At 51.2% G+C, this 16,237-nt stretch carries 15 protein-coding genes; 2 read left to right on the top strand and 13 right to left on the bottom strand.

Annotated elements, in window-relative coordinates; genetic code table 11:
- Nucleotides 1–361: 361 nt before the first annotated feature.
- The 6 genes from ACNRUY_RS12465 to asd form a co-directional block, all read right to left on the bottom strand.
- Nucleotides 362–1,231, bottom strand: coding sequence for a hypothetical protein (locus tag ACNRUY_RS12465; protein WP_488111966.1), 870 nt, complete (start codon nucleotides 1,229–1,231; stop codon nucleotides 362–364).
- A gap of 385 nt (nucleotides 1,232–1,616) precedes the next feature.
- The gene (gene ruvX / locus ACNRUY_RS12470) at nucleotides 1,617–2,075 is read right to left on the bottom strand and encodes a Holliday junction resolvase RuvX (RefSeq protein ID WP_488111967.1); all 459 of its coding nucleotides are present in this window, start codon (nucleotides 2,073–2,075) and stop codon (nucleotides 1,617–1,619) included.
- Between the two features lie 50 nt (nucleotides 2,076–2,125).
- Nucleotides 2,126–2,698 (bottom strand): YqgE/AlgH family protein, encoded by a 573-nt coding sequence (locus ACNRUY_RS12475; protein WP_488111968.1) that lies wholly within the window; start codon nucleotides 2,696–2,698, stop codon nucleotides 2,126–2,128.
- An 86-nt stretch (nucleotides 2,699–2,784) separates the two neighbouring features.
- Nucleotides 2,785–3,660 (bottom strand): energy transducer TonB, encoded by an 876-nt coding sequence (locus tag ACNRUY_RS12480; protein WP_488111969.1) that lies wholly within the window; start codon nucleotides 3,658–3,660, stop codon nucleotides 2,785–2,787.
- Nucleotides 3,661–3,754: 94 nt separating this feature from the next.
- Nucleotides 3,755–4,705, bottom strand: a complete 951-nt coding sequence (gene gshB, locus ACNRUY_RS12485; RefSeq protein ID WP_488111970.1) for a glutathione synthase — start codon at nucleotides 4,703–4,705, stop codon at nucleotides 3,755–3,757.
- On the bottom strand, nucleotides 4,702–5,658 hold the full coding sequence (asd, locus tag ACNRUY_RS12490) for an archaetidylserine decarboxylase (RefSeq protein WP_488111971.1): 957 nt from the start codon (nucleotides 5,656–5,658) through the stop codon (nucleotides 4,702–4,704). The genes gshB and asd overlap by 4 nt, the downstream gene beginning before the upstream one ends.
- Before the next feature lie 369 nt (nucleotides 5,659–6,027).
- Here asd and ACNRUY_RS12495 point away from each other — a divergent pair, with 369 nt between their 5' ends.
- Entirely contained in the window at nucleotides 6,028–8,106 is a 2,079-nt protein-coding gene (locus tag ACNRUY_RS12495; RefSeq protein WP_488111972.1) for an amidase, read from the top strand.
- Nucleotides 8,107–8,179: 73 nt separating this feature from the next.
- On the opposite strand, the gene ACNRUY_RS12500 is transcribed toward ACNRUY_RS12495, so the two are convergent.
- The 5 genes from ACNRUY_RS12500 to rsgA all read right to left on the bottom strand — a co-directional run bounded on the left by ACNRUY_RS12500 (nucleotide 8,180) and on the right by rsgA (nucleotide 14,010).
- Nucleotides 8,180–8,995, bottom strand: coding sequence for a sulfurtransferase (locus tag ACNRUY_RS12500; RefSeq protein ID WP_488111973.1), 816 nt, complete (start codon nucleotides 8,993–8,995; stop codon nucleotides 8,180–8,182).
- Nucleotides 8,996–9,088: 93 nt separating this feature from the next.
- A complete protein-coding gene (locus tag ACNRUY_RS12505; protein ID WP_488111974.1) occupies nucleotides 9,089–10,312 on the bottom strand; it encodes a threonine/serine exporter family protein in 1,224 nt (407 codons plus the stop codon).
- 111 nt (nucleotides 10,313–10,423) lie between these two features.
- Entirely contained in the window at nucleotides 10,424–11,392 is a 969-nt protein-coding gene (locus ACNRUY_RS12510) for a TauD/TfdA dioxygenase family protein (protein WP_488111975.1), read from the bottom strand.
- A 12-nt stretch (nucleotides 11,393–11,404) separates the two neighbouring features.
- Nucleotides 11,405–12,865, bottom strand: coding sequence for a M81 family metallopeptidase (locus ACNRUY_RS12515; protein WP_488111976.1), 1,461 nt, complete (start codon nucleotides 12,863–12,865; stop codon nucleotides 11,405–11,407).
- Between the two features lie 101 nt (nucleotides 12,866–12,966).
- Nucleotides 12,967–14,010, bottom strand: coding sequence for a small ribosomal subunit biogenesis GTPase RsgA (rsgA, locus tag ACNRUY_RS12520; RefSeq protein WP_488111977.1), 1,044 nt, complete (start codon nucleotides 14,008–14,010; stop codon nucleotides 12,967–12,969).
- A gap of 171 nt (nucleotides 14,011–14,181) precedes the next feature.
- Here rsgA and orn point away from each other — a divergent pair, with 171 nt between their 5' ends.
- The gene (gene orn / locus ACNRUY_RS12525) at nucleotides 14,182–14,724 is read left to right on the top strand and encodes an oligoribonuclease (RefSeq protein ID WP_488111978.1); all 543 of its coding nucleotides are present in this window, start codon (nucleotides 14,182–14,184) and stop codon (nucleotides 14,722–14,724) included.
- 32 nt (nucleotides 14,725–14,756) lie between these two features.
- On the opposite strand, the gene ACNRUY_RS12530 is transcribed toward orn, so the two are convergent.
- Nucleotides 14,757–14,987, bottom strand: coding sequence for a DUF3955 domain-containing protein (locus ACNRUY_RS12530; protein ID WP_488111979.1), 231 nt, complete (start codon nucleotides 14,985–14,987; stop codon nucleotides 14,757–14,759).
- An 8-nt stretch (nucleotides 14,988–14,995) separates the two neighbouring features.
- Nucleotides 14,996–16,237 (bottom strand): urate hydroxylase PuuD, encoded by a 1,242-nt coding sequence (locus ACNRUY_RS12535; protein ID WP_488111980.1) that lies wholly within the window; start codon nucleotides 16,235–16,237, stop codon nucleotides 14,996–14,998.

Raw genomic sequence — 16,237 nt, forward strand, 5'->3', positions numbered from 1 at the left:
CAACAAAATACCTGTCTCGTTACCTCGGGTGGAAAAGGTTTCTTAAAACTCAACTCTTCTCAGAGGAGGCTTTTTTAGATCAAGTTTCTATACATTGGGTAGAGCAACACTTAATTTGAACAGCGCCAATACCGCCTATTATGAGGTGGCCCAGAAGATACGCTTTGTCATAGGAACTTATCCAATGACCTGAGATTGATGATCAAACTGGGTTCTGAGTTGGATGGTGATTATCTGTCTGAAAAGTCCAGTAAGCTGACGATTCAGCATGATGGGGTTTATTGAAGGGTAAACCTTGACCAGCCCCCCTCAATGGGGTGAGGGGGGATTCTATGGAAGGCTTATTTTGGTAACAGTAGTGTCAAAGTTTAGGAGTGCACAAAATAAGCGTGTCTATATTATCAAGCCCAAAAGGGAATGAGCTGCTTCTCCCTTCAAGTGTGTAGAACAACTGTCGACATTGCTGTTTTTTATCCATCTGCTTCTGAGTCTGGTCATCCATAGCACTTGAGCATAAATCTAAAGTTTTCGCTTCAAAATCAAATGTGTATCTCATCGCCTCTCGACATTGCTGTTTTCTATACATCAGCTCCTGAGACTGGAAATCCGTAGCACGTGAGCAGAAATCTAAAGTTGCCCCTTCAAAAAAGAGTGCTTTTCTGTCAATGATTTTATTTATTTCTCGCTTTAAATGATTAAGGTAACGTTCTTCTTCATCAGGAGTTAAATTTGGATTTTCAGAAACATTTCTGATGTAACCGCCTATTTGACGGGCTATTTCAACTTTTGCGTCCATGTAGTAGGACAAAGCATAGCGATCACTCCCTTTTACTTTTTCTCGAATACGTTTTTCCCAATCACCGTCTTTGCTGCTTAACTCTATTCCCTGATCCGCTATTATAGTAGTTAGTTGTTCTATTGCTTCTTCTACTTGATATAGGTGTGCTGCTCCCTGGTGTATCATTTCTCGACAGTTTGATAGTTTTTTATTGTATGTGTTTTTTTTATCAATGCTCCCCCCTATTCCAGGAAAAAAGCGCTTGTCCCTCTCTCTCATTTCCTGAGCATAATCAATAGCAGTTTCTTCGTAGCTCGCTTCTTCTTCAGTTTGAAGGTCGTTGCTCTTATTCTCTGTTTCCTGAGAATAAGCCACGCCAGTTTGAGAGTTTGAAGGGCTACTCAACGCGATACTGATAAGAAAAAAAGGTAGAATTAATCGAATGTGCTTCATTTCAAATCTTCCGTTAAAGGTTTAATATTTATACGCTTTCTTAGCTATTGCCAATGATGTACATGTCTTATAGCTAAGCCCGAACCATTGTAGGTGGCCTGAATGAGCAGTGCTGACTTTTTATGATATTTATTTGTTTTGTATTTTTTGTTTTATATTCTGGAAGGGAGTGAGTTTTATTTTTAGCAATTTCTGTTTTTTAGATTAACAATTTTCTGGTTTGGTTTTTGTATGGCTAATAATGATAAAGCGGATGTTCGAAATGTTTGATGGTAAATATAGGCTTTCTGATATTTGTCATCGGCTATTTATTAGAGCTTAACGTAGACTGTTATTGTGTAGCCTACGTTGTGTTTGTAGTATTTTGATTCCATCATTCTGCGCATCAATCGTCAGTAATTCCTAACAATTGCAGATTGCTTTCATCATTCAACCAGGCTTCCAGAATGATCTGTGCCGCCATGGCATCCACTGGATTGGAGCCATAGTGTCCTTTATGCCCCAGTCGTCCTGCCCATTCCTTGGCTTCAAAAGACGTCAGTCGCTCATCTGCCTCATAGAACGGGAGGTTGAAGCGCCCATGAAGGCGTTTGCCGAATTTCCGGGCACGGCGGGACATGTTGGACTCTGTGCCATCCATATTGAGGGGAATGCCAACTACAACGGCATCTGGTTGCCACTCCTCAATCACCTTTTCCACCTGGTGCCAGTCAGGAATACCGTCTTTGGCTTTCAGGGCAGGCAGGGCTGTTGCGGTTCGGGTGATCACCTGACCCACGGCAATACCAATATTGCGTGTGCCAAAATCAAAGCCCAGCAGGGTGTTCAGTTTTTTTTCAGTCATAGAGCCGCTGTATGGAAAAAGGGGTGTTTGAACAGGAGCGGATCAGTATATCAGGCATGACCCACCTGATCCGAGATCAATTGAAGGTTTATCCCCAGGGTGTTGGCGGCAGCGTTGAGTCGGAGGTGGTAGGGGGTTTCAAAGATAATGGCAGGATCGGCCTCACAGGTCAGCCAGGCGTTTTCTGATAACTCCTTTTCCAGCTGGCCAGCTCCCCAGCCAGCATAACCCAGAGCCACCAGGGAGTGGTTGGGTCCTTTGTCATCGGCCATGGCTATCAGAATATCCGTGGAGGTGACCAGCTGTAGCCCCTGGCAGATATCAAGGCTTGAGTCCCATTCAAACTCCCCGGTGTTCAGGACAAAGCCCCTTTCCTGGGAAACCGGGCCTCCGGAATAGACTGCATGATGACTGCGCTTTTTGGTGTTGTGCCCACTGATGCCTACCTGCCGGAAAATTTCCCCGATTTGCAGGCTGCTGGGGCGGTTGACGATAATACCAAGCGCCCCTTTTGGGCTGTGTTCACAGATCAGGGTCAGCGTTTCAGCAAAAGAGGGATCGGCCATACTGGGCATGGCGATCAGGAAGTGGCTTTTGAGGTTTTGAAACGGAATACTGCTCATAGCGGCAGTATTAAGGTAAACCCCCCTGATAGCAAGCCGGATTTGCAGCCTTCCGGTGGTTCCGGTGCTTTCTCAGGGGGCCTGAACTATTGGCTGAACAGCCGGTCACCTTTCTCAAAGCGCCAGGTGCGGATGATCTCAACCCGGTCATAGTTCTTGAGGGTTTCGTCAAAGGGGGCAAAGGGCGCGGCCAGTTTTACGATGCGTATAGCGGCGTCGTCAAGCACCTTAAAACCGGATGAGTCCAGTATTTCAACATCGGAGAGGGTTCCGTCCCGGTTGATGGTCACCACCAGCCTCAGTTCTCCATAAATCTGATACCGACGGGCCTTCGCGGGATAGTTCAGGTTACCCACTCTCTCTACTTTCTGGCGCCAGGCCTCTTTGTACTGGGCGCCTTCCGCCTGGCCTGTGGCCGCTGCGGTCAGGCGTTTGGTTCTGGGACGCTTGGCGTATTCCTGACGCTGGCGGTTGAACAGGGCTTCCAGGCTGGCCACTTCATTTTTCAGATCAATGTGTTTACGGGGTTTGTCCTGCTCAACGGCTTCCGGCGTTTGCTTATGCTCTTTGGTCACCACTGACGCTTTTCGTTCTGATTTGGCCTGGGTCGTCACTTCGGCCAGTTGAGGTTTTAGCTGCCTGGGTTGAGCCGCGGTTTGGGATTTGGGCTGTACCTCATTGATTCGGTCATCCTGGAACTGAGCCTGCTGGTCACTGGAAGGCAGGGCTTTTTTATCCAGTGTGCCGCTGCCTTGCTGGTTAATCTGTGCCAGGTAGTCAATCTCTTTGGGACGCTCTTTGCTCTGGTAAGTGGCCAGGGTGACCTCCAGAGTCGGAGGTGGGGCTGGCTTGTTGCTGATCCCGAAGGTGATGCCAAGGACCACGACGGCATGAAGGGCTGCGGCCATAAACAGGGTAAAGCCCAAACGGTCGGCGGAGGAAACGGGTGATGGTTGGGTCATGGCTTGATGGGTACGACTGTCCTTTGCCGGGTGATAACAGGAGGCTTCGCCTCCTATTATGCCTTTATTGCACTGGATTGTGCACGGATGAAGCTCAAGCCGTGAGCTTTTTCTCAATGGCATCCATCAGCTGGCCACCGATATCGAGATTAAACTGGTTATCCAGCTCCCGGATGCAGGTGGGAGAGGTGACGTTGATTTCTGTGAGATAATCACCGATGACATCCAGTCCCACAAACAGCAGCCCTTTTTCCCGCAGCACTGGGCCCACCTGACTGGCAATCCATCGATCCCGTTCACTGAGAGGCCGCCCTTCGCCACTGCCTCCGGCTGCCAGATTGCCACGGAGCTCCCCTTTGGCCGGAATACGGGCCAGGCAATAAGGCACAGGCTCACCATCAATCATCAGAATGCGTTTGTCACCGGCGGTGATGTCCGGAATAAACTTCTGGACCATGGCTTGGCGCTGGCCCATATCCGTCAGGGTTTCGATGATCACACTTAGGTTGGGGTCTTCCGGGTGCGTCCGGAAAATAGACGCACCGCCCATGCCATCCAGAGGTTTGAGCACAACGTCTCCGTTTTCAGCTGCGAACTCTCTTAACAGCCGTGGGCTTCGGGAGACCATAACGGGAGGGGTGCACTGGGGAAAAAGAGTAGCAAACATTTTTTCGTTGCAGTCACGGATGCTCTGGGGCTTATTGACCACCAGAGTTCCTGCAGCTTCAGCCTGTTCCAGCAGGTAAGTGCTGTAGATGAACTCCATATCGAACGGTGGGTCTTTACGCATCAGGATGACATTCAGTGACTCCAGGGGCATCTCTGTACGATCACCCAGGCTGAACCAGTCATCGGGATTGGCCCTCACGGTCAGAGGCTGGACACTGCCCATGGCTACCCCTTCTTTCTGGTAAAGGTCGGCCTGTTCCATATAAAAGAGTTCCCAGCCTTTATGGCTGGCGGCCAGCAGCATGGCCAGGGAGCTGTCTTTTTTGTAATTGATGGCGTCGATCGGGTCCATCACAATGCCGAGCTTAATGGTCATTCCTGTTCCCCGGTTTCTGTTTCGTCGGAAAGTGACTGAGGGCTTGAGGTATCCAAATCGTCTGAAGGCTTTTCACCCGCTGAAGGCTCTTTAATCCCCGTGTACTTACGAGCCAGAGCCTCACCCATTTTGATGGGCATGCCGGGTTGCCAGTTGTCCAGCCACTCCACTTGCTGTTTACCAAACAGCACGATAGCGGTGGAACCCAGCTTGAAGCGACCCATTTCGTCCGCCCGTGCCAGCTGAACGGGTTGACTGGCTGCGCCATAGTGGGTTTCTGCTACCTGGCCCCGTTGAGGCGTTACCAGGCCTGCCCAGACGGTTTCGATACTGGCGACATTGATGGCACCCACCATGATTACTGCCATGGGGCCATAGCTCGTATCAAAGATGCTCACTACCCGCTCATTGCGGGCAAACAGATTGGGGATATTTTCCACGGTGCCCTGGTTGACCGAGAAGAGGCGGCCCGGAACATGAATCATTTTGCGCAGCGTACCGGCTGCAGGGGTGTGAACCCGATGGTAATCCCTGGGGGACAGGTAAATAGTGGCGAACTTTCCGCTCATAAACTCCTGGCCCAGCTCCACATTGCCGCCCAGTAATTCGATCAGGCTGTAGTCATGACCCTTGGCCTGGAAAATCCGGCCGTTGTTGATCTCGCCGATCTGGCTGATGGCACCATCGGCAGGGCTGACGATGAGCTCTGGATCCGTTGGCACCGGGCGGGCTCCGTCTTTCAGCAGACGGGTAAAAAAGTCATTAAAGTGGCGATACTCTTCAGCCTTTTCCCGCCGGGCTTCGCTCATGTCCACATCGTAGTGCCGGATGATCCACTGGATCAGATTGTTTTTGACCCAGGGGGTCTGGCATTCCACAAAGTAGTGCACAGCCCGTGAGATCAGGTGGTGGGGCAATCCATACTGGATGGCAGCGAACAGTTTGTCTTTCACGGTAAGGAGCTGTCCTGTTATTGGGCTTGATGGTGGTGGGTATTCTACCTGAATTCAGACGTGAGGATATGCCTTAGACATCATGTTTTGACCGTTGATTTACGATGCCTGTCCTGAATGGGATGCACAGGGGACGTTGACGAATTCTACCTACCGTAAGCACCTGCCTGATTCAGCATAAATAGCTTTAAAATGGCTTTAATAATGTGTTCGTTTTCTGAAACCTGTTTTATTGGAAATCATCAATGCATGCAGAGGGAACTAATCCAGTTAGTGTCTGTCTTATGGAATTAAGCGATTGTTTCTTCCGGTATTCATTATTGGCTGAAACTAAAAATAGTGATCCCTTTTTCCCAGGATGTTTACACAATGAAAATCAACTGCCTAAGTTGCTTTATGGCCTCTTGTATACTGGTTTCCAGTTATGCAGCGGGCTTTTCAAATCCAGAAATCTCTCAGTTCAGCAATACATTGAAAGAAGAGTATATTGATGACGACTATGTTCCGGAATGGTTAAAAAGTGCCATGAACCTGTCTGGAAATGTGCTTTCAGCTGGAGGGGTAGTTTCTTGGGGTATGGGAGTGGCTAACACTAAAAAGGTTACCGATGCTCTGGAATCTCTCGGGATGCGATGGGTTCTGGAGTCCATGAATCTTGATAATGCTGATTTTAGAAATTTTATAGTTGTTTCCACGCTCTCTGACAGTGGGATCTTGCCCGATGATCCAGAGCCATTTGAGCCTCAGAAATTGGCAGCTTTGAACCAGGAAGTTGATGGCATCAAACGAGGAGCTTATGAGAGCGACTATGACCCGAATTCAGTGAATGACGGACAAATAAAGGGTGAGTTTGACCATGGGGGGGTGAAAGAGCTTCATCGACTGTATATTTCTGGTGAGACTACACCAAGCCGGATTGTCAAAGGCGTTTTATCATGGATGGGGCAGGAACAGGGCGGCATCCCGGAGCATCTGAAGGATACAGTGATTAAACGGCTTGGTGGAGATACTATTGCTTTACAGCAGGCCCATGAATCGGACAATAGATGGTCAGAGTGTAAAGCCCATTTATCCCCGGTGCTTGATCATGAAGACTCGGATATCTCTATTGATGAAATGATTGAAGAGTGCCAGCGATTAAAGATCATCCGGCCATTGGAAGGGGTGCCTATTGTTGTAAAGGATGAAATTAATGTGGAGGGGTACACCACATCCTCGGGTCTGGATCCGGTCAAAATGAACATTAGTACAGAATTGGTCGTTCACGATAAAAATTCCCAGTCTGAAGTGGTTACCCGAATGGTGGAAGCCGGTGTTGTGGTGTTGGGAAAAAGCAATCAACATATTTTTGGTCTCGGTGCCACCGGCTTGAACCCTTTCTATCCCAGGTTATCCAATATATTCAGTAAGAATCATGTCCCTGGTGGGTCGTCCAGCGGCTCTGCAGTTTTTGTTGCCATGAAGGCAGGACCTTTGGCGCTGGGTACCGATGGTGGGGGCTCTGTGTCAATCCCGGCCATGAATAATGGATTACCAGGTCTTAAGCCATCCGAAGATAAAATAACCGTGGCCAAATACGATAATCCTGCAAAAGGCCTGGTTTCCATTGGGCTGATTGGAACCAGCTTTAAGGATATTGAAGTGGGTTACAAAATTGCTGCCCGTAAAAAGCCAACAGTATCTGTCAGGGAAACGATGAAAAACATCAGAATTGGCATCGATAAAGCGTTTTTCAAGGCAACTGAAGAGGTTGCCGACATTTCTCTGGGTTGCCTGGATTCCTTAGCTCAGGCATTGGAGGATGAGCTGGGTGCTCAAAGCCCGATCATGCCCATGAAAGTTTTGCCCGATGATTACAGAAAGCGCCTTTGGGCAACTCATATCATCCTTTTCGGTCGTGGAGAAGCCATAGGGAATGGAAAGTACATCGGCTATTATAATTTGCCTGCAGAAACCCGACTTGCCCTGCTGATGGGAGAAGCGTTGAGTGAGAGCCATGTTGGGAGGGCAAAGGACAATCAAAAAGTAATGATTGATCATATGGAGAAAAATATCTTCTCCCGGTTTGATGTTATTGCTACGCCTACAGCAATGTCGACAGCCCCGGAAATTGAACCTTCCTGGGATGTTGATGGTGAGCTGAATCTGACCAAGGCATACAAAATGTCTGGTTATACTTCCCCTGCAAACCTGACGGGAGAACCCCGGGTAACGGTTCACTGTGGTTTTGATAAAAACAACCTTCCAGTGGGGCTTCAGTTGTGGGGGGGCAGAGACAGTGAATACTTATTGCTTGCCCTGGGCGATCTGCTGGAAAGCAGGGTTACTGAACAGTTGCGAGATCACCCAGCCTGGGGCAAAAGAGCCGGGATATTTGATCCCAGAGATTCAAGCTGGCATAAGAGCTATGGGGTTCCCCATCGAATCAGAATGCCTTATCAGCATTGATGGCCTGGCACAGGTATCAATAAGCTCGCCTGACAAGACCTGGCGAGCTTATTCTGCCGTATAAAAAAGGCGTTCAGGTCGCTACGGGGGTTTCCGGAAGATTCCCCCACTCTGACCAGGAGCCGTCATAGGCTTTAACATCGGGAAAGCCCAGCGCTTTGGCCACCAGATAAGTGAAGCCGGAACGATGGTGGGTCTGGCAGTGGGTGATGACCTGGTGCTCTGCCTTGATTCCCAAACTTTCCAGCTCTTCCTCAAGCCCTTCCCGGATCCGGTAGTTTTTCTCAGGATCCATGGCCTGGGTCCACTCAAAGTTGATAGCGCCCGGAATATGTCCGGCTTTCATGGCAAAGGCGCTCTCCCCCCGGTACTCGGCCGGTGACCGGGCATCCCAGATTCGAACCTGGTCATTGTTCAGGTTGTCCATGATAAAGCCACTGGTGGCGATTACGGAGTGATCCAGTTCCAGTGTTATCTCACGGTTTATCCCCTGGTTGGGTGTTGACTCAGTGGGATGGCCTTCTTTCAGCCAGGCATGAATACCACCGTTCAGGTAGGAGTATCGTTTATGCCCGATGACATCAAGGGTCCAGATAAAGCGGCCAGCCCAGCCTCCTCCCTCATCGTCATAAACGACAATGTGCTCATTACCGGTGTAGCCCAGCTCGCCAAAAAGCGCTTCCAGCTGTTCAAGGGGGGGCAGTTTGCCACTGGCAGGCTGAACCCCTGAAACCAGGCGTTGAGGCAGAACATTAATGGCGCCGGGGACATGCAGCTGCCTGTAAAGCTGAGGGTTGCACAGGTCAATAATCAGCAGGTTTTCGCTGCCCAGCAAAGGTTCAAGCTCTTTTGGCTCAAGGATCAGGGGTAAGTTGTTATTGTCTGTCATGTTCAGGGACTGCCTGGTTGGTCTTGAGCGCATTGTACTGTAATTCCCGTAAGCAGGGATATTGCCGCGCACAAGGCGATGTCATACTGAATGTTACAAAGCCTTTCTGGGGGGCAGTAGCAGGTGGGTAAAGATCAAGCCCGCCAAAATTGACATAAACATCATAAAGGTCTGCACGCCAATCTGGGGAAGGTCGATAAAGGCGACACCATTAACCACACGATCAAGACCGATATAGGCCTTACTGCCTGGAACCAGAAGTACCACACCGTGCAGTAGAATGACCAGAGAGGGTGTGTTGGTGATGCGAGACCAGATATTGCTGTAGATTCCGACAACAAATGCACCAAGAAATGGCCCCAGCCCTTCACCCAGAAACTCTGAGCCAAATTGCGCGCCACCGTATGCAAGAAAGCAGCAGAGCAGGCTCCATGGAAGGTCATGCAGTCGGTTTTTGAAGACTATCACCAAGGACAGGGAGAGCAGGGGAATGGCAACCCAGTCCATCCAGCCTGGTATCGTTATCACTGGAGCCACTTCTGGCTTTACCCATACAAGATGAACCAGAGCGCCTCCCAGTGCCGAACCAAAATAGAGTTTACAGAGACAGAGCAGGCTGTCCATTAAACGGCTGGTGCCTGAAATCAGGTGACGGGCTGCAAGATCTTTCAGTGCCAGTGTAATGGAAAGGCCGGGAATAAATACAATGATGCCAGACAGGACAACCAGGGGCACATTAATCTGGGGATACCAGTAACTGGCAAATCCGGAAAACAGAGCGGCAGAAAGTGCAACCAATGGATCCAGCGCCTCGGTGCTGGAGGAGAATTTTTCCAGGAGGCAGACCATGGCGAACACAACCAGGCCTGCCAGAAATGAGACCCATACTTCTGCCCAGTTGGAACCAATCAGCATGGTAAAGGCGGCGCTGGTAATGCCAAAGGCAAAAAGAGTTGTCTTAAGGCTGTAGGGAGCCGGGCTTGAGAGGATAGCCTGCAGCTGGTCAGAGGCTTCAGAGATGCTGCAATGATCACTGATGACATGATCAACCAGCTTTCCGGTTTTTGCCAGAGCGCCAAGATCCAGGTCACCCGGCTTTACTCTAATATGGTAATTATGTCGTTTATGTGAGTCGGGAACCCACAGGACCACGGTCAGCAGGGTTGGGGACACAATAAAGTAGCCTTCCAACCCCAGAGTGTGACAGACATTTAGCATATGAGTTTCAAGGCGGGAAGCTGGTGTCCCGAATTTATGGAGAGCCTGGCCAAGTGCTACCAGAAAGTCACGTCGCTGCCGAAAATCCTTGCGATCCACAAAATTAAACCCCGGAAAATTGTTATTGGTGGCGGGAAGGATATGATCTGGGCGGAGGAGAAAGCAATAGTGGAAACAGCAGGGTCAGTTCATTGTGAATTCAGCAGTGCATTAACCAGGTTGATGCCTCAATGCCGTCTCTTCCCGGGCCACCACACCGAGTCGAAGACCGATGCGTTGATATTTTCTGGAGTCATAGGGTGTTCCGCGATGCATCACCTGAGAGTTATCCCAGAAAACCACATCGCCCTCCTGCCAGCGGTGGCTGTATACAATACATCTGGACAATACGTCGTCCAGAAGCTGATGCCAGAATTCACTGGCTTTTTCAGGCTGGCTGTCCATGCCTGAAGGGATGGCTGTGTCGGACCCCATATAGAGGCCTTCTCTGGCGGTCAGTTCGTGCTCGGTGACCAGAGGATGGGCTTTGGAAGGGTATTCCGTTGCAACGTCTTCACCCTGTTTCTGGTTGAACATCGGGGGGAAATGTTTCAGCTTTATCTTTCTCAATTGAGCCTGTCGATCTGGCTCAAAGGAGCGCCAGGCTTCAATCTGATCAAGAAACTCTGTGGTGTGGGGGTTACCGTCCATGTCCTGATCCGGAACTTTATGAACGTGCAGCATGACGATGTAAAGCGCATTCATGTTCAATCCATCAATGCGGGGCAAGGCATCTTTATCGTGGTGCCATTTCCAGGCCACCTGTTCAACGGGCTTTTCCATTGGCCCCAGAGGGTTGCCGAGCACTGCAACATGATTGCTGATCAGTTCGTCAGGCAGTTCCGGTTTGTTGTTCTGATACCGGTTATCTCCCAGCATCATGGGGCCAAAGGTTTTATGGGCAAACTGTTCCAGTTGGCGGGCACTCAGGTGCTGATTCCGGGCATAAACGACACCGTGTTGCCATAAGGTATGCCGAAGCGACAGCCTCTGGCTTTCAGTAAGGTGGTTCAGATTTTCTCCCCGGCACACTTCATGGCCAAGCCGCGGGTGGTGTGTGGTGGTTCGGTAGTTCATCATTGCTTGAGACAGGCCCGTTGAGTTGCCTGGATGAGTATAGGCAATGTCTACCGGGTCCATTTTAACTAATGGTTATTGAAAGGGGTTGTCCAGCCAGGGAAACTTATGAAGGTTGGCTTTCTGATAAGGCACTTCAGTGAACCGGGCATTCAGAGGGCCGGGAGCACCCATCAGGAGTATCTCTTCGGCAACAGGAGCAAACCCGGCGTAAAAGTGAAAAATGGATTTGACCACGAGCAGTTTCATGGGGCCCAGATCCAGCCCGAACCGGGTAAAAATATCCGGATGGAAAACCTGGGTTCTGATGCTGTTAACAATGATGGCAATGCCCTGGCACTCAAGACAAACGGTATCGCCGCAAGGTACCGGAATGGCTTCACCGTTCTCCTGGGGGAAGGGTTGAATAAAGCCGGTGATTACCTGTCTGACCGTAACATCAAGGTCCAGTGGCTGTCCTGAACAGGCCGCGGTTTTTCCTCCCAGCCTAACCGATATTCTGGCACCAGCTCCAGCCTTCCTGGCCGTATCCACAACCTGGGGATCCCAGATCATGCCAATCGCGCAGTCGGTGAAGCCTTTCTCCAGCATGGCGGCCAGGGCAAAGGTGGAGTCACTGGGGGCGCCTCCCCCGGCATTGTCTGACTGATCTGCGATAACAATGGGTTTTCCTGTGTGAGGTTTTCTCCATGAATTATCAAGGGCCTCATCCAGCCCAAGAGGGCTGAACAGCAGCTGGTGGCGATGCTCAAAGAGCGTATCGCCAATTTCACGGGCAGTGGTCTGGGCCAGCTCCCGGTCACCATCTGTGATCACCAGGGTGCGGGTGCCGCAGTCTGCCACGTCACCCCAGGGAAAGCCGTGGCCGATGTTTGCTGACAGGATGCCCGGGCGCTTTTCTATTTCCAGAAGCCCGTCAACAATGCTTCTCATGGGTTGTAAGGGCGTGGGGTACAGATTAATGGTCCGGCAGTCATGCATGGCCATTACCGGGCGTGTTTTCCCCATGGCCATATCTGCGGTCATCTCAAAGAGTGCTTCAGCTCTTTGCAGAATATCGGTGTGAGGGTACTCACGGTAAATGGCAATCAGGTCCGCCTGGTTGAGCAGGGTTTCCGTCAGGTGGCAATGCAGATCCAGCTCAACACCAACAGGGATGTCCGGGCCGACAATGGCCCTGACGTTTGACACAAGATCGCCCTCACAATCGTCATAACCTTCAGCCACCATGGCCCCATGAAGGGGCAGCAGGACAAAATCCACCGGGAGCTGCTGTTTCAGGTCGTTTAACAGCTCATCGCGCAACTGCTCGTAGGCTCCCCGGGTTGTAATTCCCCCGGGCTCGGCAACGGCCATGAACGATGGGCAGAATGTCCAGCCTCTGGCCTGGGTCAGTTTCTGGAGGCGATTCAGTATCTGGCTTTCTACAGGGGCATCATCCAGGCACTGCCTTGATATTACATAATCATCAAGGCCGGTGGGCACCGGCGAAAAGGTGTTGGTTTCGGTGATGATACCGCCTGCAAATACTCTCATTGACTTCTCCACTGCTGCCGGATTGAGCGCGATGACAGTAATGAGAGTAGATCAGTTTTTCTGATTGAAGCTCTGGGATGGCTTTCCTTAGGTGTCTCCCCTTAAAACGAGGATTTCTCCAGGGAGTTGAGAATATGGCGGTAGCTGTCCATACGTTCCTGCAGAATATCGCCATTGAGCAGGGCCTGCTGGATGGCACAGCCGGGCTCCTGTTCATGGTTGCAGTCCCGGAATTTGCAATAGCCGATAAAGGAGCGGAACTCACGAAATCCATTGAGGACTTCTTCCGGCTCCATGTGCCAGAGGCCAAATTCGCGGATTCCAGGAGAATCAATCAGCGTGCCTCCCGCCGGAAAGTGAAAGAGTTTGGCTGCAGTGGTGGTGTGAGTGCCTTTACCGGTGGCTTCGGAGAGCGCTCCCACCTTGATATCCACCCCGGGTAACAGGGCGTTCACCAGGGACGATTTACCAACGCCACTTTGACCCACAAAAACACTGGTGTGTTCATTCAGCAGTGCCTTAAGGTCTTTCAGGCCATCTTCTGTCCGGGTCGAGGCCTTAAGCACCCGGTATCCGATACGTTCATAGTTAGCCAGCATGTCATCCAGAATCAGACGGTTGTCCTCATCGGACAGCAGGTCTGTCTTATTCAGCAGAATGACAGGCTCAATCCCAACCGCCTCGGATGCCACCAGATAGCGATCAATCAGGTTGGTGTGCGGGGTGGGCAGCGGGGCGATCACCAGCACAATGTAGTCAATGTTGGCCGCCACGGGTTTGAGTTGACCCCGGGCATCGGGTCTGGAAAGCAGGCTGCTGCGTTCATCCAGGGCAACCACAACCCCCAGCTGCTGGCTGTCATCCTTGCTGCTGGCAGGCCGCCAGACGATTCTGTCGCCAGTCACCAGGGGGGGGAGGTTGGTGCGCAGGTGGCAGCGGTAGGTTTCGCCAGGACTGCCAATGGGTTCGATATCCAGCTGAGACCCGTAATGGGCAATCACCAGACCATTCTGCTCAGGCCCCAGGCGGTTATCCTGGAGCTCCTGTTCAATTTGCTGTTCCCGCTTACGGGCCCGGGCGATGCGTTCGTCCTGGATTTTCTGTATGCGCCAGCTCTGTCTGCGAGTTAGTGTGCGCTTACTCATAATATCTCTTCAGCGGAAAGTAGGGGGGCATAAAAGTTGTATTGTGCTGATTTCGCTGCAATTATGAATGAAGTAGACTTGTAATGTCAGCTTATTCCTCGTTCACCGCTTATTTTCAGGGTTTACCCCTGTCGGCAGTGGGCTTTATTCAGTACTAACATCGGGTGTTTGATGGCTAAATCGGATAATCTCATCTGGATCGACCTGGAAATGACCGGCCTGGACCCAGAACAGGACCGGATTCTGGAGATCGCCACTATTGTCACCGATGGGCAGCTCAATGTTCTGGAGGAGGGGCCTGTGATGGCGGTTCACCAGAGTGAGACTGTGCTGGCAGGGATGAATGAATGGTGTGTGAAAACCCATGGGGCCACGGGGTTAACCGAGCGGGTTCGAAACAGCTCCATTGGCGAAAATGAGGCAGAACAGATTACTCTGGACTTCATCCGGCGCTTTGTGGATGAAGGCGTGTCTCCCATGTGTGGCAACTCCATTGGCCAGGATCGTCGCTTTCTGTGCCGGTTTATGCCGGATCTCCATAATTACTTTCACTACCGCAACCTGGATGTCAGTACCCTGAAAGAGCTGGCCAGACGCTGGAAGCCTGAATTGCTGGAAAATTTCACCAAAAAAGGAACTCATCTGGCGCTGGAAGATATTCGCGAGTCCATCGAAGAGTTGCGTCATTACCGCGAGCATTTCATCAAGCTTTAATCCCAGCCAGAGAGCCTTTATCTCTGAGGCTCTCACTCTTCCCTCTGTTTCTTCGACTTCACTATTCGCTGGATCAACACCCGGGTCAGGTAAAACAGCCCGGTCACCAGGCCGGACAGCAGGAAAAACCAGCCAATGGGAATCAGGCCAAAGGGTTCGTGGAGAACCCCTTCTTCATCAACGTAAGTGCCGATGAAGTGGTAGGCCGCTGCGCAAGCCAGCCCGATGCTGATCAGAAACAGTGAAACCTTCAGAGGGGTCATGACAAACCTTACTTCATGGTTAACTCAATCCCTTTTTCTGCCTCAGGCCTTTCCGCTTCAGAGGTCAGCTGGTGATACCACTGGCCCAGCAGTTGGCGTTCCTCTTCGGTCATCTGGGTACGGTTCGCCAGAGGCATAATCTGGGTCTGAACCGACTGACTGTAGATCTTATCTGCCTTGCTGACAATGGACTGATAATCATCAAATACCAGACCGCCAGGAGGCGACTGGAACAGCGGATCGGTAGGTTGTGCGCCATGGCAGGTAGAGCAGCGGGCACTGACAATCTCGACAATTTTGCTCTCATCGAAAGCGGGCTGCTCTGCCACGGGTACCTGGGGAGCCATCTGTGGACGGATGATAAACGCCAGCGTCAGCATCAAGATGGCAGCCACTGGCCAGAGCCAGTTCAGAACGGCTCCCTGGTTACGGCGGTTGAAGAAATGACGGACCAGCACGGAAGCCGCGGCCAGTACCGCCAGAATGGCCCAGTTCCACTCATTGCCATAGGTCATGGCGTAATGACCACTGATCATGATGAACAGCAGGGGCAACGTGAAGTAGTTGTTGTGCCTTGAGCGCAGCAGGGCATGATGTGCCACAGCTGGGTCAAAGGTTTTATCACCCTTTTCTGCGGCGGTCACCAGTTGACGCTGGGAGGGAATAATCACCCGGAAGACATTGCCAACCATCAGGGTACCGATCAGCGCCCCCACATGGATATAAGCGGCGCGACCACTGAACAGCAGGGCATACCCCCAGGCCGCAAACACAATCAGTAAGAACAGAATAAGGCTGAACAGGGTCTCCTGTCTGAACAGGGGCGAGCGGCAGAGAAGGTCATAAATCAGCCAGGCACTGAGCAGGCTGATAACACTGATGGCCACGGCCTGCAGAGGTGTCAGAGAGGACTGGGGAGCCAGCAGATAACTTTCCGCACCCCAGTAATAAATGATGGCCAGCAGACCCATGCCGCTGAGCCAGGTCACATAGGCTTCCCACTTGAACCAGTGCAGCGTGGTGGGCAGCTTTTCCGGGGCCAGGTGGTACTTGTTGACTTCGTAGAAGCCGCCGCCATGAACCGCCCAGAGTTCCCCCTTGATGCCTTTTCTGGCTTTGTCCGCCGGGGCTTTTTCCAGACGGCCCTCCAGCCAGTTAAAGTAAAAAGAGGCGCCAATCCAGGCAATGCCCGCGGTCACGTGCAGCCATCGAAACAGCAGGTTCAGCCATTCTTGAAGATAGGATTCCAT

Source organism: Endozoicomonas sp. Z74, assembly GCF_057680865.1.